Source organism: Cryobacterium tagatosivorans, from assembly GCF_004402215.1.
GTDB classification, from domain to species: domain Bacteria; phylum Actinomycetota; class Actinomycetes; order Actinomycetales; family Microbacteriaceae; genus Cryobacterium; species Cryobacterium tagatosivorans.
In genome coordinates this window covers 33,169-56,029 of record NZ_SOEZ01000075.1, presented here as the reverse complement: position 1 = coordinate 56,029, position 22,861 = coordinate 33,169, and the positions used below count along the sequence as shown (strand labels likewise).

Here is a 22,861-nt window from a genome sequence, read left to right as displayed (position 1 = left end):
CTGTGGAATTCACGGCGGCGTGTCGCACCGGCATGCGAAAGGCCCCGGCGTCCGAAGACGACCGGGGCCCGATGTTCGACTGCCGCGAGTCAGCGGCCACCAGCCCGTCGCTTGTTGTACACGTCGAAGGCGACGGCGAGGAGCAGCACGAGGCCCTTCACGGCCTGCTGCCATTCGATGCCGATGCCGAGGATCGACATACCGTTGTTCAGCACGCCGATGATCAGGCCACCGATGATCGCCCCGCCGATGGTGCCGATGCCGCCCTGGACCGCCGCACCGCCGATGAACGCGGCCGAAATAGCCTCGAGCTCGAAGCCGTCACCGGCCTTCGGGCCGGCCAGGTTCAACCGAGCCGTGAAGATGAGGCCGGCCAGCGCGGCCAGGGTTCCCATGTTCACGAACAGGTAGAAGTCGACCTTGCGGGTCTTGATGCCGGAGAGTTCCGCCGCGTGGCGGTTGCCGCCGATCGCGTAGATGTGCCGGCCGAAGACCGTGCGGTTCATCACGATGCCGTAGACGAACACGAGCACGGCCAGCACGATCAGGGTCACCGGGATGCCCTTGTACGCGGCGAGCGCGTACGCGAAGAAGCCGATGGCGAGCGTGATGAGCACGAGCTTGGCGACGAACCAGACGAGCGGCTCGACCTCCTGGCTGTACTTCTGGCGACCGATTCGCGTGCGAACCTGCTGGGTGATCAGGGCGAGGATGGCCAGCGCCGCGACGCCGAGGGTGAGCGGATCCAGCTCGTACTCGCCGAACAGGTCGGTGAGGAATCCGTTGCCCAGGGCGCGGTACTCGCTCGGGAACGATCCGATGTTCGAGTTGCCGAGCACGACGAGGGCGAGGCCACGGAAGATGAGCATGCCGGCCAGGGTCACGATGAACGCGGGAATCCCTACATAGGCGATCCAGAACCCCTGCCAGACGCCGACGAGGGCGCCGATTCCGAGCGAGAGGATGATCGACAGCCACCACGGGAGGCCCCAGTGCACCGCGAAGACGCCCGAGCAGGCGCCGACGAAGGCGGCGACCGAGCCGACCGACAGGTCGATGTGGCCGGCGATGATCACCATGACCATGCCGACGGCGAGCACGAGGATGTACCCGTTCTGCACGATCAGGTTAGAAATGTTCTGGGGCCGAAGCAGGATGCCGTCGGTCAGGAAGGCGAACAGCACAACCACCAGGACCAGGGCGATGAAGATGCCGTTCTTGCCCAGGTCGCTGATGACGTGGCTGACCCAGGAGGCGGCCTTGGCGACCGTCCCGGGCTCGTCGGATCCGGTGGTCGGCTTGGTGTCGAGATCACTCATTGTTTCTCCTTATCCGCAGCGCCGACGCTAGCGGGCCTTTTCCATGGTCATGTGCTTGATGAGGGTCTCCGGGGTTGCTTCCTTGATCGGGAACTCCCCTGTGATCCGGCCCTCGGAAATCGTGTAGATGCGGTCGCTGATGCCGAGCAGTTCCGGCAGCTCGGAGGAGATCACGATGACTCCCTTGCCCTGCGCCGCGAGCTTGTTGATGATCGTGTAGATCTCGTACTTCGCGCCGACGTCGATCCCGCGGGTCGGCTCGTCGAGGATGAGCACGTCCGGGTCGGCGTAGATCCACTTCGAGAGCACGACCTTCTGCTGGTTCCCGCCCGAGAGCTTGCCTGTCTTCACAAGAACGCTGGGGGCCTTGATGTTCATGCTCTTGCGGAACTCGTTGGCGACCTTGAACTCTTCGTTGTCGTGCACCAGGCCGCGCCGCTCGAGCTTCTTCAGCGATGCCATCGAGATGTTGCGCTTGATGTCCTCGATCAGGTTGAGGCCGTAGGTCTTGCGGTCCTCGGTCGCGTAGGCGATGCCGTTGTCGATGGCCTCGGACACCGTGCGGGTCTTGATCTCGATGCCGTGCTTGAGCACGCGGCCGGAGATCTTGCTGCCGTAGGACTGGCCGAACAGGCTCATCGCGAACTCGGTCCGCCCCGCTCCCATCAGCCCGGCGATGCCGACGATTTCCCCGGCGCGGACGTTGAGGTTGACGTGGTCGACGACGATGCGCGACGTGTCCTGCGGGTGGTAGGCCGTCCAATCCTCCACGCGCAGGATCTCCTCGCCGATGTTGGGCGTGTGGTCCGGGTAGCGGTGTTCGAGGTCGCGGCCGACCATGTCCTTGATGATGCGCTCTTCGGTGACGTCGGTCTTGGCGATCGTCTCGATGGCCTTGCCGTCCCGAATGACGGTGACCGCGTCGGAGACCTTCTTGATCTCGTTGAGTTTGTGGCTGATGATGATCGACGTGATGCCCTGGCCCTTGAGGTGCAGGATCAGGTCGAGCAGGTGGTCGGAGTCCTCGTCGTTCAGGGCCGCGGTCGGCTCGTCCAGGATGAGGAGCTTGACCCGCTTGGACAGGGCCTTGGCGATCTCGACCAGCTGCTGCTTGCCGACGCCGATGTCCATGATCTTGGTGGTCGGGTTCTCGCGCAGCCCGACCCGGGCGAGCAGTTTCGCGGCCTCGTGATTGGTCTTGTCCCAATCGATGAGGCCGAAGCCGCCCTTTTGCTCGTTGTTGAGGAAGATGTTCTCCGCGATGGAGAGGTAGGGGCTGAGCGCCAGCTCCTGGTGAATGATGACGATGCCCTTGGCTTCCGAGTCCCGGATGTCCTTGAACTCGACGACCTCGTCCTCGAAGACGATGTCGCCCTCGTAGGTCCCGTGCGGATACACCCCGCTCAGGACCTTCATCAGCGTCGACTTGCCGGCGCCGTTCTCGCCGCAGATGGCATGGACCTCGCCGCGTCCGACGTCGAGCGTGACCTCTGACAAGGCCTTCACGCCGGGGAACGTCTTGGTGATGCTCCGCATCTCAAGGATGTTGGTGGTCACGTGAGTACCCTCTTCATTCGCCTATCTGCTTCCTTGCTGGATAGTGCCGGGCCGGCCGGTGGGACAAAGTTACTCCCCCACCGGCCGGACCGCACTGTGTTTCTAGCTGTGTTTCTTGCCAGCGACCAGCGGTTGTTAGCCGTTGATTTCCGCGTCGGTCCAGTAGCCGGAGTCAACGAGGACCTTGGTGACGTTGTCCTTCACCACGATCTGCGAGTCGAGCAGGTAGGAGTCGACGACCTTCTTGCCGTTGTCGTAGTCCTTGGTGTTGTTGACCTCGGGCTTGTCGCCGTTCAGCAGGGCAACAGCCATGTCCACGGCCACCGAAGCGAGCTTGCGCGTGTCCTTGAAGATGGTGCTGTACTGCTCGCCGCCGTTGATGGCCTTGACCGAGTCGAGTTCGGCGTCCTGGCCCGAGATGATCGGCCATTCGGCTCCGGTCGAGTATCCCGCGCCCTCGAGTGCGGAGATGATGCCGCGCGAGATGCCGTCATAGGGCGACAGCACCGCGTTGACCTTGGAACCGTCGGAGTATGTGGAGGTCAGGATGTCCTCCATGCGGCTCTGCGCGGTTTCGCCGTCCCAGCGGAGCGTGGCAACCTGCTCGATCTTGGTCTGCTTGCTCTTGACGACGAGGGTCTTGTCGTCGATCAGCGGCTGCAGAACATCCATCGCGCCGTCGAAGAAGAAGAAGGCGTTGTTGTCATCCAGCGAGCCGGCGAACAGCTCGATGTTGAACGGGCCCTTGGGAGCGTCGGCGGCAGCCTTGCCCTCGAGGTCGGTGAGGCCAAGTCCGTTCAGCAGCGAGGTTGCCTGCTGCTGGCCGACCTTGAAGTTGTCGAACGACGCGTAGTAGTTGACGTTCTCGGTGTCGCGGATGAGGCGGTCGTACGCGATGACGGGGATGTCCGCGTCGGCGGCATCCTGCAGCACGCTGGTGAGCGTGGTGCCGTCGATCGACGCGATGATCAGGGCTTCCGCGCCCTTGGTGATCATGTTCTCGATCTGCGATACCTGCGTGGGGATGTCGTCCTCTGCGTACTGCAGGTCGACCTTGAAGCCCTGTTCTTCGAGCTGGCTCTTGACGGCGTTGCCGTCGGCGATCCAGCGCTCGGAGCTCTTGGTCGGCATCGCGACGCCGATGAGTCCGCCGTCGCCCTTGCCGGAGCCGCCGCCATCGTTGCTTCCGGAGGAGCAGGCAGCCAGCGAAACAACCATGGCGCCAGCGGCCACGATTGCGAAGAGTGCTTTCTTCTTCACTGTGTTTCCTTTCGTGTTTGTTATTTGATCGACATTGATGTCAAATGTGCGTGAGGTGGTGCGGGAGGTGTGATTACAGGCCTTGTGCCAGTCGGTAGTAGGCCTGGTTCCAACGCACCTCGCGCGTGAAGTCGCGCAGGGTGGTGGCTTTATCGATCACGAGAAGCTCGGTGCGAGCGATCTCGGCGAAATCGTGGAACACCTCGATGCCGACGGCAGTCGACATGACGGTGTGGTGGGCGGCGCCGGCGGTGAGCCAGGCGGCGGCGGCTGTCTGGAAGTCCGGCTCCGGACGCCAGACGGCCCGGCCGACCGGGAGGTTCGGCAGCGCCTCGGTCGGTTCGACGACCTCGACGACGTTGGCCACCAGCCGGAACCGATCGCGCATGTCGGACATGGCAACGACCACCGCAGGCCCCGGGTCGGCGTTGAAGACCAGGCGGACCGGGTCCTTCTTGCCGCCGATGCCGAGTGGGTGGATCTCCAGGCTGGCCCGCGAGGTGGTCAGCGACGGGCTCACCTCGAGCATGTGCGCGCCGAGGATGAGCTCGGCCCCCGGGGTGAGGTCGTAGGTGTAGTCCTCCATCAGGCTGGCCCCGCCGGGCAGACCGGAGCCCATGACGTTGGCGACGCGGACGAGGATGGCGGTCTTCCAGTCGCCCTCCGCGCCGAATCCGTAGCCCTGGGCCATCAGGCGCTGCACGGCCAGGCCGGGCAACTGGCGGAGGGCGCCGAGATCTTCGAAGTTGGTCGTGAACGCGCCGAAGCCGCCCTCTTCCAGGAACGACTTCAGACCCAGCTCGATCGCGGCGCCGTAGCGCAGCGAGTCGTGCCGGTCGCCGCCGCTGCGGAGCTCCGGAACGACGTCGTAGAGGTCCTCGTACTCGGCCACGAGGGCGGCGATGTCGGCGTCGGATGCCGCGTGAACGGCCTCGGCGAGCTCGTTGACCGGCCAGGAGTTCACCTGCACGCCGAAGCGCAGCTCGGCCTCGGTCTTGTCGCCCTCGGTCACGGCCACGAAGCGCATGTTGTCGCCGAACCGGGCAAGCTTCATCGAGCGGGATGCCGCCCAGCCGGCGGCCGCCCGGGTCCAGGTGCCTATGCTCTTGCTGACGACCGGGTTGGACACGTGGCCGACCACGGTCTTGCGGGCGACGCCCAGGCGGGTCTGGATGTAGCCGAACTCCCGGTCGCCGTGCGCGGCCTGGTTGAGGTTCATGAAGTCGAAGTCGATCTCGGCCCACGGCAGCTCGACGTTGGCCTGCGTGTGCAGGTGCAGCAGCGGCTTGCGGAGCGCGTCCAGTCCGGCGATCCACATTTTCGCCGGGGAGAACGTGTGCATCCAGGCGATCAGCCCGATCACGTTGTCGGCCGCGTTGGCGTCCAGGGCCGCCCGGCGGATCGACTCGGAGTCCTTGAGCACGGGCTTCCAGACGACCTTCACCGGCACGTCGCTGCTCGCACCGAGGGCGCGCGCGATCTCCTGGGACTGGTCGGCCACCTGGCGCAGGGTGTCCTCGCCGTAGAGGTTCTGGCTCCCGGTGAGGAACCAGACCTCGTAGTGGTCCAGGGTGGTGGAGAGAGTGGGCATTAGCGGATGGCTCCTTGTGGTGCTTGTCCGTAGACGTTCTGGTATCGGTCGAAGAGGGTGTCGATGGCGGCCTGCGGGAGCGGGATCAGGTCGCCGGCCTGGCGGGCGATGTGCACCGTGCGGGCGACATCCTCGACCATGACGGCTGCCTTGACGGCGTCCCTGGCGTCCTTGCCGATCGTGAACGGCCCGTGGTTCTGCATGAGGACGGCGCGCGAACGGTGGCCGGCCAGGGTCCCGACGATGCCCCGGCCGATCGAGTCGTCGCCGATGATCGCGAACGGGCCCACCGGGATGTCGCCGCCGAACTCGTCGGCCATGGCCGTGATCACGCACGGGATGGACTCGCCGCGAGCGGCCCAGGCGGTCGCGTAGGTGGAGTGCGTGTGCACGACGCCGCCGACATCCGCCATGTTCCGGTAGACGTACGCGTGCGCGGCGGTGTCGCTGGAAGGCGAGCGCTCGGCGCCGGGCGTGCCCGGGATGACGGCCCCGTCGAGGTCGCAGAGGATCATGTTCTCTGGCGCGAGGTCGGCGTAGTCGACGCCGCTCGGCTTGATCACGAAGAGGTCGGCGCCCGGCACGCGGCCGGAGACGTTGCCGCCGGTCGAGACGACCAGGCCGTAGCGGGTGAGTTCGGAGTGCAGGCGGGCGACGTCGGCGCGCACGCGGGCGATCGCGACCTCGATCTGCGGGCCGTAGGTGCTCATGCCGATGCCCCCGTCGTCGCGGCGGCCTCGCGCTTGAGCGCCTTCAGCCGGTGCATCACGTTGTTCGTTCCGCGCCCGAAGTAGTCGTGTAGCAGCGAGTACTCGGCGAACAGCTTGTCGTAGGCCGCGGAGGACTTCTCGTTGGGGGTGTAGACGTTCTTGTTGAGCTTGCCCATCGCCTGGCCGGCGGCGCGGACATCCGGGTAAGCGCCGGCCGCGGCGGCGGCGTGGATGGCCGAGCCGAGAGCGGGGCCCTGCTCGCTGGCGATGGTCGAGATCGGCAGACGCAGGATGTCGCTGTAGGCCTGCATCAGGAACGCGTTCTTGAGCAGCCCACCGGCCACGATGAACTCGGTCACCGGCACACCGCTCGCGTTGAACGTCTCGACGATCACCCGGGTGCCGAACGCGGTCGCCTCGAGCAGCGCCCGGTAGATTTCCTCGGTCCTGGTGGTCAGCGTCGTTCCGACGACGAGGCCGGAGAGTTCGTGGTCGACGAGCACGGAGCGGTTGCCGCTGTGCCAGTCGAGGGCGACCAGGCCGTGCCCGCCGATGGGCTGGTCCTTGATCAGTTCGGTGAGGTACTGGTGCACGCTCAGGCCCGCGGCCTCTGCTTCGGTGAAGTACCGGGCGGGAACCTGGTTGTTCACGTACCAGGCGAAAATGTCGCCAACGCCGGACTGGCCGGCCTCGTAGCCGAACAGGCCCGCGACGATGCCGCCGTCGACGACGCCGCACATGCCGGGCACCTCGGTGAGGTGGTCGGAGTTCATGACGTGGCAGGTCGAGGTGCCCATGATGGCCACCATCTGGCCGGGCTGGACGGCCTGGGCCGCCGGGCCGGTGACGTGCGCGTCGACGTTGCCGACCGCGACGGCGATGCCCTCGGGCAGCCCGGTCCAGGCCGCGGCCTCCGCGGACAGGCGGCCCGCGGCATCCCCGAGCCGGCCGATCTCGTGCGCCACCTTTTCGTTGGCGAACTGCGCGAATGCCGGGTTGAGCGCGGCGAGGAAGTCTTCGTCCGGGTAGGCGCCATCCTGCAGGATGCCCTTGTAGCCGGCGGTGCAGGCGTTGCGCACGTACGACCCGGTCAGCTGCCAGACGATCCAGTCGGCCGCCTCGACCCAGTGGTCCATCCGGTTGTACAGCTCCGGGTCTTCCTCGAGGAGCTCGAGGCCCTTGGCGAATTCCCACTCGCTGGAGATGAGGCCGCCGTAGCGCGGCAGCCAGCCTTCCCCGCGTTCGGCCGCGAGGTCATTGATGCGGTCGGCCTGCGACTGCGCCGAGTGGTGCTTCCACAGCTTGACGTACGCGTGCGGGCGGCCGGCGTACTCCGGCAGTTCGCACAGCGGCGTGCCGTCGGCGAGGACGGGGACCATGGTGCAGGCGGTGAAGTCGGTGCCGACGCCGATGACGCGGGCGGGGTCGATGCCGGCGGCGGCGACCGCGGCGGGAACGGCGCTCTTGAGCACGGCGACGTAATCCCGGGGAACCTGCAGCGCCCACTCCGGCGGGAGTGCGGCGCCCGTGGCGGCGAGGGTCGTGTCCATCACCGCGTGCGGGTAGTCGAGCGTGGCGGAGCCGAGTTCGGCGCCGTCGGATACCCGCACCACGACCGCGCGGCCGGACAGCGTTCCGTAGTCGATCCCGATCACGTACGACTCGTCGCCTGCTCGGAAAACAGCGTCTGGCTGCGCGGCGGTCGTGCTCACGAATCGACTCCCTTGTCTGAGGTGCCGCTGATGCGGCGGTGTTACGTCCCAATGTGAACGGTCACATTGATCTTGTTACTTTAGCCGACCGCCCGATTTGCGTGTCAACCCCACAACATCTCGTTTTGGTAACGGCCGCGCGGTCGGGCGCGCGGGCATCCGTGGCCCAATCGGACAACTGTGGCCGGCACGCCGGGAACAGTCGTCCGATTCGGCGACAGTCGCGTCGGAAGGCGAGGCTAGAACGCGGGCGGCGCCGTGGAGGAGCGCACGATGAGCTCGGGAACGATCGTGCCGGGGTACCCCTCGGCCTCGCCGCCGAGGCTGCTGAGCAGCAGGGCGATGCACCGGCGGCCGAGTTCGGCGAAGTCCTGGCGCACGGTGGTCAGCGGCGGCCAGAAGTGGGCCGCCTCCGGGATGTCGTCGAAGCCGACGATGCTCAGGTCCCGCGGAACGTCCAGGCCGGCCTCCCGGGCCGCGTGGATCAGGCCCAGGGCCATCTGGTCGTTCGACGAGAAGATCGCGGTGAAATCGCGCATCCGCAACAGTTCGCGGCCGGCGTGGTAGCCGAAGTCGGCGGTCCAGTCACCGAGGATCGGCGCCGTGGTGGGCACGTCCCTGGCCCCCATCTCGTCGAGGAACCCGCGCATGCGCGCCTCCGCCTCGATCCAGTCCTGCGGTCCGGCCAGGTGGTAGATGTTGCGGTGGCCGAGGTCGATCAGGTGCCGCGTGGCCAGGCGCGCGCCGGCGATCTGGTCGACCGAGAGGGCGTGGTCGCTCTGCCGCCCGGTGGATTGCAGGGTGACATAGGGCACGTCGATGGACATCTGCTCGAGCGCGTCGAAGACCCGCACCTGCGGCGCGATCACCACGATCCCCTCGACCGCCTGGAGCATCAGGTGGTTCAGGGCCGCCTCGATCGACTCGCGGTCGCCCGAGGCGAGGTTCGCGGTGTTGACGTAGTACCCGGCATCCCTGGCCGCGTTCTGGATCGCGGCGATGCTGCTGGCCGGACCGTATTGCTCGCTCGACGCCGACAGCACGCCGATCGTGCGGGAGCGGCCCTTCGACAGCGCTCGCGCGGCGCGGTTCGGCCGGTACTGGAGTTCCTCCATGACCTGCAGCACTCGAGCCCTGGTCGATTCGCGGATGCTCGGGTGGTTGTTGAGCACGCGTGAGACGGTCTGGTGCGAGACCCCGGCGAGGCGCGCGACATCACGAATGCTCGGCGCGCGGCCCTTGGGCAATTCGACGGTCACGTAAGTCACCTTGCTCGCATGTGCACGGTCACAACTGTGAACGCACCACAATTATGCATTGTCGAAAGCTCAGGATGTGACTGTCACATCTCCACTTTGGAATGTGACAGTCACATGCCACTGGCCGTGAGGCGCCTACACTGCCACCCTCAGCGCCTCGGCCCGTGCCGCGTCGGCCTTCACCGCGGCGGACCTGCGGCCGAGCCGGCCGGCCAGGCCGACGACGACGGCCGCGACGGCGAGCAGCCCGGGCACGAGCAGATTCGGCCCGGCGAGCACGAGCAGCCCCAGGGTCAGCACGACCGAGACGGCGGCCATCCACCAGCCCGGCGACCAACGCTCGAGCAGGCGCACGGCGGCGATCCTGCCAAGGGAGTAGATCGCCACCATCGAACTGGTGTGGATGAGGATGAACGTCGCGAGGGAGAGACCCTGCCAGGTCATCAGCGCGAAGTACGTTGCGGTGAGCAGCGCCACGACGCCGAGGCTCCGCCGCGGGATGCCCCCGGACTCCACGCCGGGCGTCATCCAGCGCGGCAGGTCGCCGTCCCGGCCGAGCGAGGCGCCGAGCTTCGCGAACGCGCCGAGGTAGACGTTGAGCACGCCGAGGGCGACGATCGCGGCGATGACCGCCACGAAGACGGGTCCGACTCCGAGGTCCGACGTGGCCACCAGGTCGAGCAGCGGAACCCGGCCGCGGCCGGCGGCCTCACCGAGCACGGCCACGGTCACGTACTGCAGGGCGAGGTAGGCGGCGCCGACGACGACGAGTGCGATGGCCGTGGCCAGCGGGATGACGCGGCGGGGGTTCCGGAACTCGCCGGCGATGTGGGTGCCGACCTCCCAGCCGGCGAACGCCCAGACGAACAGGCTGATCGCCGTTCCCACGCCACCCCACCCGTGCGGCAGGAAGGGATCGAAATTGCCCGGGGCGGCGGCCGGCAGCGCCACGGCCACCACGCCGATCACCACGAAGAGCAGCGCGGCGGTGAGCACGAGCTGCACGGCACCCGAAACACGCACGCCGAAGTAGTTCGACACGAACGGTGGGACCAGGATCGCGAGCGCGACCCAGACGACCGCCCCTCGGTCGGCGCCGACGATCGCCACCACATACTCGGCGCCGAGGATCGCGACCACCGGGGCTCCGACGCCGACGCCGAAGAAGAACCAGTAGCCGGTCATCCGCGCCCAGGTCCGGCCGAGTGCCCGGCGCACGTAGCTGGCGACCCCGCCGGGGTCGGGGAAGCGGGAGGCGAGGGCCGCGAAGGTGCCGGCCAGGGGAATGGAGAGCAGGAATACGGCGAACACCGCGAGCACCGAGGCCGGGCCCGCCGCGGTGGCCGCCAGCCCGGGCAGCACGAGGATGCCGGTGCCCAGCACCGCGGCGATGTAGAGCGCCGTGCCCGAGGCGAGCCCGAGGCTGCCCCGGTGGGTGTCCTGCGACGTGGTGGTTGTCTTCACGACTCCATGCTGCCCGGTCGGCGCCGCCGGCGAAATGGCAGAAACGACATACTCTGACAAGAAACTGCCATTCCGTCTCCGGCCGCGCGGAACCGCTACTTGCGGGGCAGTGCGCGGTCCAGGTCGTCGATCAGGTCGGCGATGTCTTCGATCCCGACCGACAGGCGCACGACGTTGTCCGGCACCTCGAGGGCGGTGCCGCGCACCGAGGCGTGCGTCATCTCCGAGGGGTAGTTCACGAGCGACTCCACGCCGCCGAGCGACTCGGCCAGCTGGAACAGCGTCATCGACTCGGCGAACTTGCGCGCGGCCTTCGCCCCGCTGGCGAACGCGATCGAGATCATCCCGCCGAACCCGCTCATCTGCTGCCTGGCCAGTTCGTGGCCGGGGTGGCTGGGCAGGCCCGGGTAGTAGACGGCGCTGATCGCGGGATGCCCGTCCAGGTGCTCGGCGATCGCCTGCGCGTTGCGGCAGTGGCGGTCCATCCGCACGGCCAGGGTCTTGATTCCGCGGATGGTCAGCCAGGCGTCGAGCGGCGCGGAGACCGGGCCGGCCGCGAACTGGAGGAACCTGGCCTTCTCGGCCAGTTCGTCGTCGTCCATGATCAGCGCGCCGCCGAGCACATCGGAGTGCCCGCCGAGGTACTTGGTCGTCGAGTGCACCACCACGTCGGCGCCGTGCGCCAGCGGGTGCTGCAGGGCGGGCGAGGCGAAGGTGTTGTCGACGACGACGACGAGTCCGGCGCGGTGGCCGATGTCGGCCAGCTCGGCGATGTCGCTGATCTTCATCAGCGGGTTGCTCGGGGTCTCGACCCAGAGGACCTTCGTCTCCCCGGGGATGATCGCCTGTTCGACGGCGCGCAGGTCGGACATTTCGACGGTCGTGTTGCGCACGCCCCACGGCCCGTGCACGCGCTCGATCAGCCGGTGCGTGCCGCCGTAGACGTCGTTGCCGAGCACGATGTGGTCGCCGGGCGAGAGGATCGCCCGCAGCAGGGTGTCCTCCGCGGCGAGACCGCTGGCGAAGGAGAGGCCGTGCTTGCCGCCCTCGAGGGCGGCAAGCAGGGTTTCGAGCGCGGTCCGGGTGGGGTTCCCGCCGCGGCTGTACTCGTAGCCGCCGCGGAGTTCGCCGATGCTCTCCTGCACGAAGGTGGAGGTCTGGTAGATCGGCGGGATCACCGCGCCGGTCGTCGGGTCGAACTCCTGCCCGGCGTGGATGGCGACGGTGTCGAAGTTGTGCTTCCTGGCCATGGCGTTCCTTCTCTCTGGCTAAGCGCTCAGGTAGGTGAGCAGATCGTGGCGGGTGATGACGCCCAGCGGTTTGCCGCCGTCGGTGACGAGCAGTGCGTCGTTGTGCGCGAAGGCGGCCCTGGCGGCCGCGACCGGCTCGTTCACGCCGATCAGCGGCAACGGATCACCCACGAAGGCGCTGACCTTGTCGGTGAGTTTGGCTTCACCGGAGAAGACGAGCTCCATCAGGCGGCGCTCGTCGAGCGCGCCGACCACTTCGCCCATGACGACCGGCGGCTTGTTTGCCAGGACCAGCAGCTGGGAGACGCTGGACGAGGTCATCGCCTGGATGGCGTCGTGCACGGTGTCGCTCGGGTGCACGTAGACGAACGCGGGCTTGCCCGCCTTCGAGGTGAGCAGGTTCCCCACCGTGTGCCCGGCCGGGGCGTTGCTGAAACCGTAGCTGCGCATCCAGCCGTCGTTGAAGATCTTGCCCAGGTAGCCGCGGCCGCCGTCGGGCAGCAGCACGACGACGACGTCGTCGGCGGTGAGGGACTTCGCCGCCCGGAGCGCGGCGACGACGGCCATGCCGCTCGACCCGCCGACCAGGATGCCTTCCTCGAGGGCGAGCCTGCGGGTCATCGCGAAGGAGTCGGCGTCGGAAACGGCGATGACCTCGTGCACGACGGTGGGGTCGTAGGCGGCCGGCCAGAAGTCCTCGCCCACGCCCTCGACGAGGTAGGGCCGGCCGGTGCCGCCCGAATAGACGGAGCCCTCCGGGTCGGCGCCGATGATCCGCACGGTGTCGCCCGAGACCTCGCGCAGGTAGCGCCCGGTTCCGGTGATCGTGCCGCCGGTGCCGACGCCGGCGACGAAGTGGGTCACGGTGCCGTCGGTGTCGCGCCAGATCTCCGGGCCGGTGGTCTCGTAGTGGCTGAGCGGGCCGTTCGGGTTGGCGTACTGGTTGGGCTTGAACGCGCCGGGGATCTCCCGCGCGAGCCGGTCGGAGACGCTGTAGTAGGAGTCGGGGTGGTCGGGGGCGACGGATGTCGGGGTGACGACGATCTCGGCGCCGTAGGCCGTGAGCACATTGCGCTTGTCCTCGCCGACCTTGTCCGGCAGCACGAAGATGCACCTGTAGCCGCGCTGCTGCGCGACCAGGGCCAGGCCGACGCCGGTGTTGCCGGAGGTGGGCTCGACAATCGTTCCGCCCGGCAACAAGAGGCCGTCGCGCTCGGCGGCATCGATGATGCGCACCGCGATGCGGTCCTTCGCCGAACCGCCCGGGTTCAGGTATTCGAGCTTCACCAGCACGGTGGCATTGATGCCGTCCGTGACCTTGTGCAGCTTCACCAGCGGAGTGTTCCCGATCAGGTCCAGGATGGTCTCGGCGATTTTCATGGATCCTCCGTTGTGGGGCAACGCCGGGCAGTCTGGCTGCACGACGCCCAGTCGAACGCTGGTCCCATTCTAGGGAGGGCCGGATGCCCCCGAAAGGCTGTGAAAAGGCTGTGAGAGCCTCCGGCTGCGGGCCGGAAACCCGGCGCATGCGTTCGGATAGAATTTCAGGAAGACCAAGAGAGGCCCCTCGTGACCCCTGCACCGCCCCCCAGCACCTCGTCGGAAACCGCGACCGTCAAGCAGCAGCGTGCCGCCCAGCGCGCGAAGAAGCTCGAGGAATACCACCGCCAGCAGAAGCGCAGCGCGGTCCGCCGCCGGGCCTGGATCATCGGCGGCATCGGCGCGGCCCTCGCGATCATCACGCTGGTGGTCCTCTCCGTGGTCCTCACACCGCAGAAGGCGCCGGAGGCGACCTACGAGCCGGGCAGCGACGGCGCCACGATCGCGGGCGTGGAGACGTTCGAGAATCCCGCGGGGCATGTGGAAACGGCGGTTGACTACCCGCAGACCCCGCCGGCCGGCGGCGAGCACAACCCCGTCTGGTTGAACTGCGGCGTGTACACGGAGCCCGTGCCCAATGAGAACGCGGTGCATGCGCTCGAGCACGGCGCGATCTGGGTGACCTACGATTCCTCGATCAGCAAGGCCGACCTCGAGGCCCTCCGGCTGCAGCTGCCGTCCACCTTCGTCGTGCTCTCCCCCTATGACGGCTTGCCGTCGCCGATCGTGCTGAGCGGCTGGAATGCGCAGTTGCAGCTCGAGTCGGTCTCGGACAAGCGCATCCCCGCGTTTTTCGAGGAGTACTGGCAGGGCGGCCTCGCCCCGGAGATCGGTTCCCCGTGCACCGGGGGAATCGATGCACCCGGCAAGGTCTCCTAGGCCGACTCCCGTGCCCGGGACCCGCGCCCTCCCCGGCCGCCTTGCGCTCATCGTCGCCGTCGTCGTGATCTCCGCCGTCGTAGGGATCGCCGCGTTCTCGCTCGGCCGGCTGAGCACGCTCGCCGACGCCCCGCCCTCCGGCACCAGCGCGGAGGCGGGGTTCGCCCGCGATATGCAGGTGCACCACAACCAGGGTGTCCAGCTGGCGCTGGTCGTGCGCGACCGCACGGATGACCCGGCCGTGCGCCTGCTCGCCTACGACATCGCCACGACCCAGGCGCAGCAGTCCGGCCAGCTCTTCGGCTGGCTCACCCAGTGGGGCCTGCCCCAGGCCGGCCGGGAGCCGGCGATGATGTGGATGACCCGCCCGGGGCGCTCGGGCGAGGAGCACGGCCATTCGGCGGCGGCGGGTGAGGGCCTGGCCATGCCGGGGCTGGCCACCGACGCCCAGATCGCCGAGCTGACCGCGGCCTCCGGCGTGGAGGCCGAACGGATCTTCCTGACCCTGATGATCGCGCATCACGAGGGGGCGGTCGAGATGGCCGAGGGGGTGCTGGACCGCAGCGACAACAGGCCGGTGCGTTCGTTCGCGCAGGCCGTGGTCACCAGCCAGGTCGCCGAGATCGAGCTCATGACCAGCATGCTCGCCGCCCGCGCCTAGCCGTTCGCGTTCGCCGCCCCACGCCAGTCCCGCGCCAGCCAGGCACCGCGCCCCCTCGCTCGTGACCCTGCCCCCCTGGCTGAGTTGCGGACAAAGTACCCTTATCGCGCAGATGAAGGTACTTTTTCCGCAACTGAACCTGACAGCGGTGGGTCGCGAACAGGAGGACAGCGCCTCAGTCGGCGACCGGGCGCGAGGGCGACGGGAAGGTGATCTGCTCCGAGTAGAGCCGCGCGTACACGCCGTTCGCCGCGAGCAACTCGGCGTGCCTGCCGCGCTCGACGATGCGGCCCCCGTCCACGACGAAGATGACGTCGGCCGCGACGACGGTGGACAGGCGGTGCGCGATGGCGATGGTGGTCCGTCCGCGGCTCGCCGTGTCGAGCGCCTCCTGCACGACCCGCTCCGAGATCGAGTCCAGGGCGCTCGTCGCCTCGTCGAGGATGAGCACTTCCGGGTTCTTCAGCAGCACCCGCGCGATCGCGATCCGCTGCTTCTCTCCGCCGGACAACCGGTAGCCGCGCTCGCCCACCACCGTGGCGTAGCCGTCAGGGAAGGATGCGATCGTGCCGTGGATGTTCGCGGCCCGCGCTGCCGCCTCGAGCTCGGCATCCGTCGCGTCGGGCCTGGCGTAGCGCAGGTTCTCGGCGATCGTGGCGTGGAAGAGGTAGGTCTCCTGGCTGACGATGCCGATGTGGGAGACGAGCGACTTCTGCTCGAGCTCGCGCACGTCGACGCCGGAGAACAGCACCCGCCCGGCCGAGGCCTCGTAGAACCGCGGGATGAGGTAGGAGACGGTGGTCTTGCCGGCCCCGGACGGCCCGACGAAGGCGGCGAACTGGCCCGGCTCGATCGTGAAGGAGACGTTGTCGAGGGTGGGCCGGGAGTCGGCCGCGGCATCCGGGTAGCGGAACGTGACGCCCGCGAACTCGACCCGGCCGACGTCCGGGCCCGCGGCCGGCGCGGCCTGCGCCTCCGGCGCGTCGCCGATCGCCGGAACGAGGTCGAGGTACTGGAAGATCCGGGCGAAGAGGGCGCTGGAGGTCTGCAGGTCGAGCGCGACCCGCATCAGGCCGAGGAGGGGGAACAGGAGCCGGGCCTGCACTGTCGTGAAGGCCACGATCGTGCCCGGCGTGATGTCCGCGGTGCCGTTGGCCATGAGCGAGCCGGCCACGAGGTAGACGATGGCCGGGATGCTGGAGAGGAAGATGCTGACCATGGCGAAGAACCACTGGCCGCTCATCTGCTGGCTGACCTGCAGCCGGATCTGGTTGTCGTTCTCGTCGGCGTAGCGGCGGATCTCCGTGTCCTGGCGCGTGAAGCTCTTCGACAGCAGGATGCCGGAGACACTCAGGGTCTCCTGGGTGATCGCCGTCATGTCCGAGAGCGACTCCTGCGTCTTCGAGGCGATCCGCGCCCGGACCTGGCCGACGCGGCGCTGCGCGATGACGAGAATGGGCATCAGGACCACGGCCACGATCGTCAGCTGCCAGTTGAGCAGCAGCATCGCCACGAACGCGGCGATGACCGTGACGACGTTGCCGAGCACGCTGGAGATCGTGTTCGTGAGCACGCTCGCCACACCGCCGACGTCGTTCTGCAGGCGGGACTGGATGACGCCGGTCTTCGTCCTGGTGAAGAAGCTGAGCTCCATCGCCTGCAGGTGGGTGAACAGGCGCACCCGGAGCGCGCCCATCACGGTGTTGCCGACCGTGGCGGTCTGCCAGGTCTGCCAGACGCCGAGCAGGACGCTGCCGAGGTAGACCGCGATCATCATCCCGACCAGGAAGGCCAGCCGCTCCAGGTTCGGGGTTCCGCCGGGCGGGAACAGCCCCTCGTCGAAGGCGCGCTGGGTGAGGAGCGGCGGCAGCACCGACAGCGCGGCGCCGATCAGCACGAGCACGATCGTGACGCCGAGCGCCGCGCGGTGCGGCGCGAACAGTCCGAGGATGCGGCGGAGCAGGTTCGGGATGGGCGGAGCCTCGGCGTTTTGGGCGCGCTGGGCTTCTACATCCCCGCGGCTCACGCGGGAGCGCGGACTCCCGCCGCCGTGCATTCCACTCATACGCTTACCCTAAGCGCGCCGGCCGACCCGCTATTCCCCCGCCGGGGAGCTACCCCTTGGTCGACCCCGCGAGCAGGCCGCGGACGAAGTAGCGCTGCAGGCTGAAGAACACGATCAGCGGCACCACGAGCGACACGAACGCCCCCGCCGTCAGGCGTTGCCAGTCCTGGCCCCGGTTTCCACTGAGCTCGGCCAATCGCTGGGTCAGCGGCGCGACATCCGCCGTGCCGCCGGAGAAGACGAGCGCCACGAGCAGGTCGTTCCAGACCCAGAGGAACTGGAAGATCGCGAAGGAGGCAATGGCCGGCAGGGCCAGCGGCAGCACGATCTGGAAGAACAACTGGCTGTGGCTCGCCCCGTCGACCTTGGCGGCTTCGATCACCTCCGAGGGAATCTCCGAGATGAAGTTGTGCAGCAGGAAGATGGCCAGCGGCAGGGCGAAGATCGTGTGCGCGATCCAGACCTGCAGGTAGGTGTCTTCCGGGATGATCGGGATGGCGGCGTGAATCTGTTCCTGCATCGGCTGGAGCGCGGTGGTGAACATCTGCAGCAGCGGGATCAGCGCCATCTGGATCGGCACGATCTGCAGCGCGAAGATGAACACGAAGAGCGCGCCGCTCCACTTGAACTTGATCCAGGCGAAGGCGTAGGCGGCCATCGAGGCGAGCACCAGCGGGAAGATCGTGGCCGGGATGCTGATCGCCAGGGAGTTGACGAAGTAACTGCCCAGCTGCGGCGCCGACGAACTCGAGGAGAACAGCACGTCCCGGTAGTTGTCGAGGGTGAAACCGGGATTCTGGAAGACCGTCCACCAGCCCGTCGTCCGGATCAGCTCCTCCGGCCGGAACGAGGACAGCAGGAGACCGAAGGTGGGGATCGTCCAGATGACGGCGATCACCAGGGAGGCGATGGTCGCGGTCCGGGAGGTGAGGCGTCGCTTCACTCGGCCGGCCTTGGTGAGGTCGGCGGCGACGACCTCGAAGGTGGTGTCCCGGGGCTTGGCGGCGCCGGGAAGAGGCAGGTCGACCACGTTGTCGCTCATCGGATCTCCTTCTGCTGACGCATGACGCGAACGTTGTAAATCACAATCGGCAGGACCAGCACGAACAGGATGAGGGCCAGCGCTGCACCACGGCCCGGCTGGACGGCTCGGAACGCCTGCGTGTACATCTCATTGGCGACCACACTGGTGTTGAAGTTGCCGCCGGTCATCGTCCGCACAATGTCGAAGACCTTCAGCGTGGCGATGGTGATGGTCGTCACGACGACCACGAGGCCGCCGCGGATGCTGGGCAGGGTCACGTTGCGGAAGCGCTGCCACGCGTTCGTCCCGTCGAGCTCCGCCGCCTCGAGCTGCTCGATCGGGACGCCCTTGATCGAGGCCGACAGCACGACCATGGCGAACCCGGTCTCCACCCAGATCAGCACCACGATGAGCAGCAGCGTGTTGATCGGCTCCGTCTGCAGCCAGAGCACGGGTTCCTGGCCGAACCAGACGAGGATCTGGTTGAGCAGGCCGATCTGGTCCCGCTCGGCCGGACGGTATTCGTAGACGAACTTCCAGATGATGCCGGCGCCGACGAAGGAAATGGCCAGGGGCATGAAGACGAGTGCCTTGTAGATCCTCTCCCCGCGCGACTTGTCGATGAAGACCGCGTAGGCGAGCCCGACGATCGTCGACACCAGGGGGACGAGAACCACCCAGATGACCGTGTTGCGGAGGGTGACCAGCGCCTCGGGCTGGGTGAACATCCAGACGAAGTTGTCCAGGCCGATGAAGTTGCCTGCCTTGTCGCCGAAGGCGGTGATGGTCGTTCGGATTGCCGGGTAGACCAGCCCGATCGCGACCAGGATCATCGCGGGCAGCAGGAAGGCCACCAGCTGGATGACGTCCCGGCCCTTCTTGGGCGCCCGGTCGATGAAGAACAGGACGAGCCCGAGGACGGCCGCGAAAGCGGCCAGGCCCACGAGGACCTGGATGATCTTGCCGATGAGATCGCTTGTGGTCACGAGAAATCCGCCTCCCCATTGAGTGCTGTCACGCGAGTTGCCCTCGGGGGCCGTGCGGCGTTTGCCGCACGGCCCCCGAGGTTCGGCCTATTCCTTGGGCCAGGATCCCTCGATGAAGTCGAGGGTCGCCGTGGTGCTCTTGCCGCCGATCCAGTCGACCATTCCCTTCCAGAACGATCCTGCGCCCACAGCCCCGGGCATGAGGTCCGACGCGTCGAAGCGGAACGTCGTGTCCGGGTTCTGCAGGATCTCGACGCTGGTCGAGAGCAGCTCACTGCTCGCGTTGTCCGGGTCGAGGCCCTTGTTCGCGCTGATCACGCCGCCCAGCTTCACCCGGTTGTTCGCCCAGGTGTCGCTCGACAGGTAGGTCTGCACGGCGACGGTCTCCTTGGAGTCGCTGAAGGCGGCGACGATCTCGCCACCACCGGTGACCGCGTTCGCGTCCGCCTCGGTTCCGGGGAGGATGAACGCCCACACGTCGCCATCCGGTGCGACCTCGGTTCCCTCCGGCCAGAAGCCCTCGTAGAACGTGGCCTGGTGGTGCATGGCACACGTTCCCTCGAGCACGGGCAGCCCGGCGTCACCGAACTCCGTCGTCGCGATCGAGTTGATCGCGCCGAGGCCGCCGTTCACGTTGGCTTCGTCCTTGATGAAGCCACCAACCTCGTCGAAGGCCTCGGCGATGGCCGGGTCGTTGAACGGGATCTCGTGGGTGACCCACTGGTCGTAGACCTCGGGTCCGGACAGGCGAAGCACCATGTCCTCCACCCAGTCCGTTCCGGGCCAGCCGGTGGCGACTCCCGAGGCGAAGCCGACGCACCAGGGCTTGGTCTCGGTCTTGGCGATCTTGTCGGTGAGGGCGCTGAGCTCGTCGAGGGTGGTGGGAACCTCCCAGCCGTTGTCCTTGAACGTGGAGGGCGAGTACCAGACGTAGCCCTTGACGCTCGCCATCAGCGGCGAACCGACGAGTTCCCCGTCGACCGTGCCGTAACCGGCCCAGTCCTCGGACCAGAACTCCTTCACGTTATCCGCGACGGCCTTCGGTGCCGGCAGCAGCGCGCCTGACCGGGCCAGGTCGGCCACGAGTCCGGGCTGGGGCGTGATCCCGAGGTCCGGCGGGTTCCCACCCTGGACCCGAACGTTGATCTGCTCCTCGAACTCGGCGCTGCCCTCGTACACGACGTCGATGCCGGTGCAGGTTTCGAAGTCCTTCCAGGACTCCTGCAGGCGGTCGGCCTCAACCTCGAGGATCGTGCCGTAGATGTTGACCTCCGTGCCGGAGTCGAACGTCCCGTAGGCGTCGTAGTCGGCACACTCGGTGTTCGCCTTGTCTCCCCCGGCGGTGTCGCCCGTGCAGCCGGTCAGGGCGAGCCCGATCGCGGCGAGAGCGGCGGTCGGGATGATGAGTCGGCGGTGATTCTTCACGCTCATGCGATTCCTCCTCGTTGAGTAAAAGAAAGCGCTTCCACGTGGCCTCAAGGATCTGCCGAACGCATGGCAAGCCTTTCGCCCACCAACCTAGAGGCGGCGCACGAGCCCGGCAAGGCCTGCAGCGCAATCCGCCGAGTGGATGCCAAATCGTTACCCTCGAGCGGGGGGCAGGAGATCGCCCGATCAACCCCCGATTCCCCCGAAGGGCGGGCACCGTTTAACGAAGCAGAGGGCGTCGCATCCATACGGATGCGACGCCCTCTGCGTTCAACGGCTGACGCCGGTCACGCCTCAATCAGTACCCCTCGCGGGGCGTTACTACTTGAGGATGACGGTGGCGCCGGCGCCCTCAAGGGCGGCCTTTGCCTTGTCAGCTGCTTCCTTCGAGACGCCTTCGAGGACGGCCTTCGGAGCGCCGTCGACGACTGCCTTGGCTTCGCCGAGGCCCAGGGCGGTGAGCTCGCGCACAACCTTGATGACCTGGATCTTCTTGTCGCCAACGCCATCGAGGATGACGTCGAAAGCGGTCTGCTCTTCGACCTCTTCGGCAGCGGCGGCGGGACCGGCAGCGCCGGCAACGGCGACCGGAGCAGCGGCGGTGACCTCGAAGGTCTCCTCGAACGCCTTGACGAACTCGGAGAGCTCGATGAGGGTCAGGCCCTTGAACTGCTCAAGCAGTTCTTCAGTGGAAAGCTTTGCCATGATTTTCTCCTTATAGTTTCTTAGTTACTCACCGCGATGCCAGGCCGATGCCTAGTTCGCGGACTCCTGCTTCTCACGCAGCGCGTCGATGGTGCGAACAGCCTTCGACAGTGGTGCGTTGAACAGATATGCGGCTCCGAACAGCGAGGCCTTGAAGGCGCCGGCCAGCTTGGCCAGCAGCACCTCACGGGACTCGAGGTCGGCGAGCTTGCCTACCTCTGCGGCGGTCAGCGGGTTACCGTCGAAGTAACCGCCCTTGACCACCAGGAGAGGGTTTGCCTTGGTAAAGGCACGCAGGGTCTTCGCGACGGCGACAGGGTCACCGTGCACGAAAGCGATTGCGGACGGACCGACGAGCTCGTCATCGAACGACGAAATGCCGGCCTTGTTGGCCGCGATCTTGGTGAGCGTGTTCTTTACCACGGCGTACGTGGCGTCCTCACTGATGGACGTGCGCAGCTCCTTGAGCTTCGCAACAGTGAGTCCGCGGTACTCGGTGAGCAGAACGGCGGTCGAGCTCTCGAATTTCTCCGTAAGCTCGGCGACCGTTGCTTCCTTGTTCGCCATGGCGCTCCTCTTAGTATTCATGTGCCGGTAGCCCGGGGCGCAGACATGAAAAAAGCTCCGGCGCAGGGCCGGAGCGGGGAGCAGCTTTCACTGCACTTCTACTTCGAGTCCTGCGCGGGCCGTTCACGTGAATGAACCTTCGATTGCCTACGTCCATTTCTGGGCGAGGCAATAACCGGCGGTCTTTGGCTGTTGCCCACGCTACCGGATGCGGCGGCGCGGGCGCAAATCGGCGCCGCGCGCCGGTCAGGCGCGAGCGGCCACCGCGAGCGTGGGGATCAGCGTCTCGAGGTAGCCGGCCGTGTCCTGCCAGTCGCGAACCGAGTGGCACTCCACTCCGAGCGCCTTCACCGGGTAGTCGTTGCCGTCCGGGTCGAGCCGGTCGCCAACGAAGAGCATGTCGTCCAGCGGGATGCCACTGAGCTCGGCGAGCCGCTTCATCCCGTAGGCCTTGTCGATGCCGCGCCGGGTGATGTCGACGGAGGTCGACCCGCCGGAGCGGACTTCGAGGTCGGGAAGCACAGCCTGCACGGCCGCGCGCAGCCGGTTCTTCTTCTCGCCGGTGGGATCCCAGGCCATCTTCGCGGCGACCGGCGCGGCCTGGCCGAGGGCGGAGAAGGTGATCTGCGAGCCGCGGTCCTCGAGGATGGGCCCCCAGGTCTCGCTCTCCCAGTAGCCGAGTTCACGGGCGGCACCCTCGACCGCGGCGAGCGCCCGGGACTTTTCGTCGTCGGACAGGCTCTGGGCATAGATCTGCGACAGGACGCCGTCGGAGAACCGGTAGTACTGCGTGCCGCAGGTGGGCATGAGGTGCAGGCGCTCCAGCTGCTCGTCGACGGCGCCCTCGAGGGTGTCGACGACCTGCATCTGGAACTGCGCGAGCTGCCCGCCGGAGATCACGCAGACCTCCGCCACATCGAGCAGGCGCAGCATGAGCCCGGCCATGCGCGGGTCGAGCGGCGACTTCGACGGGGCGAGGGTGTCATCCAGGTCGAATGCCACCAGGCGGGGAGTGTTCGTCACAAGGGCATCCTCTGGTTAAAT

At 67.4% G+C, this 22,861-nt stretch carries 19 protein-coding genes; 2 read left to right on the top strand and 17 right to left on the bottom strand.

Annotation, left to right across the window (positions count from 1 at the left end; genetic code table 11):
- Positions 1-89: 89 nt before the first annotated feature.
- The 10 genes from mmsB to E3O23_RS15430 form a co-directional block, all read right to left on the bottom strand.
- The gene (mmsB, locus tag E3O23_RS15475) at positions 90-1,319 is read right to left on the bottom strand and encodes a multiple monosaccharide ABC transporter permease (protein WP_134492541.1); all 1,230 of its coding nucleotides are present in this window, start codon (positions 1,317-1,319) and stop codon (positions 90-92) included.
- A gap of 27 nt (positions 1,320-1,346) precedes the next feature.
- Complete coding sequence (mmsA, locus tag E3O23_RS15470; RefSeq protein ID WP_134492539.1) at positions 1,347-2,876, bottom strand: multiple monosaccharide ABC transporter ATP-binding protein; 1,530 nt, start codon at positions 2,874-2,876, stop codon at positions 1,347-1,349.
- Positions 2,877-3,011: 135 nt separating this feature from the next.
- Positions 3,012-4,094, bottom strand: coding sequence for a multiple monosaccharide ABC transporter substrate-binding protein (chvE, locus tag E3O23_RS15465; RefSeq protein ID WP_134492667.1), 1,083 nt, complete (start codon positions 4,092-4,094; stop codon positions 3,012-3,014).
- Between the two features lie 115 nt (positions 4,095-4,209).
- Positions 4,210-5,727 (bottom strand): L-arabinose isomerase, encoded by a 1,518-nt coding sequence (gene araA, locus E3O23_RS15460; protein WP_134492537.1) that lies wholly within the window; start codon positions 5,725-5,727, stop codon positions 4,210-4,212.
- Positions 5,727-6,437, bottom strand: coding sequence for an L-ribulose-5-phosphate 4-epimerase (locus E3O23_RS15455; RefSeq protein ID WP_134492535.1), 711 nt, complete (start codon positions 6,435-6,437; stop codon positions 5,727-5,729). Before E3O23_RS15455 ends, araA begins: the two co-directional genes overlap by 1 nt.
- The gene (araB, locus tag E3O23_RS15450; RefSeq protein ID WP_134492533.1) at positions 6,434-8,149 is read right to left on the bottom strand and encodes a ribulokinase; all 1,716 of its coding nucleotides are present in this window, start codon (positions 8,147-8,149) and stop codon (positions 6,434-6,436) included. The genes E3O23_RS15455 and araB overlap by 4 nt, the downstream gene beginning before the upstream one ends.
- Positions 8,150-8,388: 239 nt before the next feature.
- Positions 8,389-9,408, bottom strand: coding sequence for a LacI family DNA-binding transcriptional regulator (locus tag E3O23_RS15445; RefSeq protein ID WP_134492531.1), 1,020 nt, complete (start codon positions 9,406-9,408; stop codon positions 8,389-8,391).
- Positions 9,409-9,543: 135 nt separating this feature from the next.
- Positions 9,544-10,872, bottom strand: a complete 1,329-nt coding sequence (locus tag E3O23_RS15440; RefSeq protein WP_134492529.1) for an APC family permease — start codon at positions 10,870-10,872, stop codon at positions 9,544-9,546.
- A 95-nt stretch (positions 10,873-10,967) separates the two neighbouring features.
- Positions 10,968-12,122, bottom strand: a complete 1,155-nt coding sequence (locus tag E3O23_RS15435) for a cystathionine gamma-synthase (RefSeq protein WP_134492527.1) — start codon at positions 12,120-12,122, stop codon at positions 10,968-10,970.
- 18 nt (positions 12,123-12,140) lie between these two features.
- Entirely contained in the window at positions 12,141-13,502 is a 1,362-nt protein-coding gene (locus E3O23_RS15430) for a cystathionine beta-synthase (RefSeq protein ID WP_134492525.1), read from the bottom strand.
- A gap of 189 nt (positions 13,503-13,691) precedes the next feature.
- On the opposite strand from E3O23_RS15430, the gene E3O23_RS15425 reads away from it, so the two are divergent.
- Both E3O23_RS15425 and E3O23_RS15420 read left to right on the top strand, forming a co-directional pair.
- The gene (locus E3O23_RS15425) at positions 13,692-14,381 is read left to right on the top strand and encodes a DUF3105 domain-containing protein (RefSeq protein ID WP_134492524.1); all 690 of its coding nucleotides are present in this window, start codon (positions 13,692-13,694) and stop codon (positions 14,379-14,381) included.
- A 10-nt stretch (positions 14,382-14,391) separates the two neighbouring features.
- Positions 14,392-15,042 (top strand): DUF305 domain-containing protein, encoded by a 651-nt coding sequence (locus E3O23_RS15420; protein WP_241983503.1) that lies wholly within the window; start codon positions 14,392-14,394, stop codon positions 15,040-15,042.
- A 175-nt stretch (positions 15,043-15,217) separates the two neighbouring features.
- On the opposite strand, the gene E3O23_RS15415 is transcribed toward E3O23_RS15420, so the two are convergent.
- From E3O23_RS15415 to E3O23_RS15385, 7 genes are all read right to left on the bottom strand, one after another.
- Complete coding sequence (locus tag E3O23_RS15415) at positions 15,218-17,107, bottom strand: ABC transporter ATP-binding protein (RefSeq protein WP_134492520.1); 1,890 nt, start codon at positions 17,105-17,107, stop codon at positions 15,218-15,220.
- Between the two features lie 49 nt (positions 17,108-17,156).
- Complete coding sequence (locus tag E3O23_RS15410) at positions 17,157-18,149, bottom strand: carbohydrate ABC transporter permease (RefSeq protein WP_134492518.1); 993 nt, start codon at positions 18,147-18,149, stop codon at positions 17,157-17,159.
- Entirely contained in the window at positions 18,146-19,117 is a 972-nt protein-coding gene (locus tag E3O23_RS15405; protein ID WP_134492516.1) for a carbohydrate ABC transporter permease, read from the bottom strand. Before E3O23_RS15405 ends, E3O23_RS15410 begins: the two co-directional genes overlap by 4 nt.
- An 87-nt stretch (positions 19,118-19,204) precedes the next feature.
- Positions 19,205-20,548 (bottom strand): ABC transporter substrate-binding protein, encoded by a 1,344-nt coding sequence (locus E3O23_RS15400; RefSeq protein WP_134492514.1) that lies wholly within the window; start codon positions 20,546-20,548, stop codon positions 19,205-19,207.
- Between the two features lie 318 nt (positions 20,549-20,866).
- Positions 20,867-21,250 (bottom strand): 50S ribosomal protein L7/L12, encoded by a 384-nt coding sequence (rplL, locus tag E3O23_RS15395; RefSeq protein ID WP_134492512.1) that lies wholly within the window; start codon positions 21,248-21,250, stop codon positions 20,867-20,869.
- A 51-nt stretch (positions 21,251-21,301) separates the two neighbouring features.
- Positions 21,302-21,817: a 50S ribosomal protein L10 gene (gene rplJ, locus E3O23_RS15390; RefSeq protein WP_092324607.1), complete on the bottom strand. Its 516-nt coding sequence runs from the start codon at positions 21,815-21,817 to the stop codon at positions 21,302-21,304.
- 246 nt (positions 21,818-22,063) lie between these two features.
- Positions 22,064-22,840: an HAD-IIB family hydrolase gene (locus tag E3O23_RS15385; RefSeq protein ID WP_134492510.1), complete on the bottom strand. Its 777-nt coding sequence runs from the start codon at positions 22,838-22,840 to the stop codon at positions 22,064-22,066.
- Positions 22,841-22,861 lie beyond the last annotated feature (21 nt).

Bases quoted from the DNA above. Each gene is read 5' to 3' on its own strand.
- mmsB (WP_134492541.1), bottom strand. From the start codon at position 1,319: ATGAGTGATCTCGACACCAAGCCGACCACCGGATCCGACGAGCCCGGG.
- chvE (WP_134492667.1), bottom strand. From the start codon at position 4,094: ATGGTTGTTTCGCTGGCTGCCTGCTCCTCCGGAAGCAACGATGGCGGC.
- araA (WP_134492537.1), bottom strand. From the start codon at position 5,727: ATGCCCACTCTCTCCACCACCCTGGACCACTACGAGGTCTGGTTCCTC.
- E3O23_RS15455 (WP_134492535.1), bottom strand. From the start codon at position 6,437: ATGAGCACCTACGGCCCGCAGATCGAGGTCGCGATCGCCCGCGTGCGC.
- E3O23_RS15435 (WP_134492527.1), bottom strand. From the start codon at position 12,122: ATGGCCAGGAAGCACAACTTCGACACCGTCGCCATCCACGCCGGGCAG.
- E3O23_RS15430 (WP_134492525.1), bottom strand. From the start codon at position 13,502: ATGAAAATCGCCGAGACCATCCTGGACCTGATCGGGAACACTCCGCTG.
- E3O23_RS15415 (WP_134492520.1), bottom strand. From the start codon at position 17,107: ATGAGTGGAATGCACGGCGGCGGGAGTCCGCGCTCCCGCGTGAGCCGC.
- E3O23_RS15410 (WP_134492518.1), bottom strand. From the start codon at position 18,149: ATGAGCGACAACGTGGTCGACCTGCCTCTTCCCGGCGCCGCCAAGCCC.
- E3O23_RS15400 (WP_134492514.1), bottom strand. From the start codon at position 20,548: ATGAGCGTGAAGAATCACCGCCGACTCATCATCCCGACCGCCGCTCTC.
- rplL (WP_134492512.1), bottom strand. From the start codon at position 21,250: ATGGCAAAGCTTTCCACTGAAGAACTGCTTGAGCAGTTCAAGGGCCTG.
- rplJ (WP_092324607.1), bottom strand. From the start codon at position 21,817: ATGGCGAACAAGGAAGCAACGGTCGCCGAGCTTACGGAGAAATTCGAG.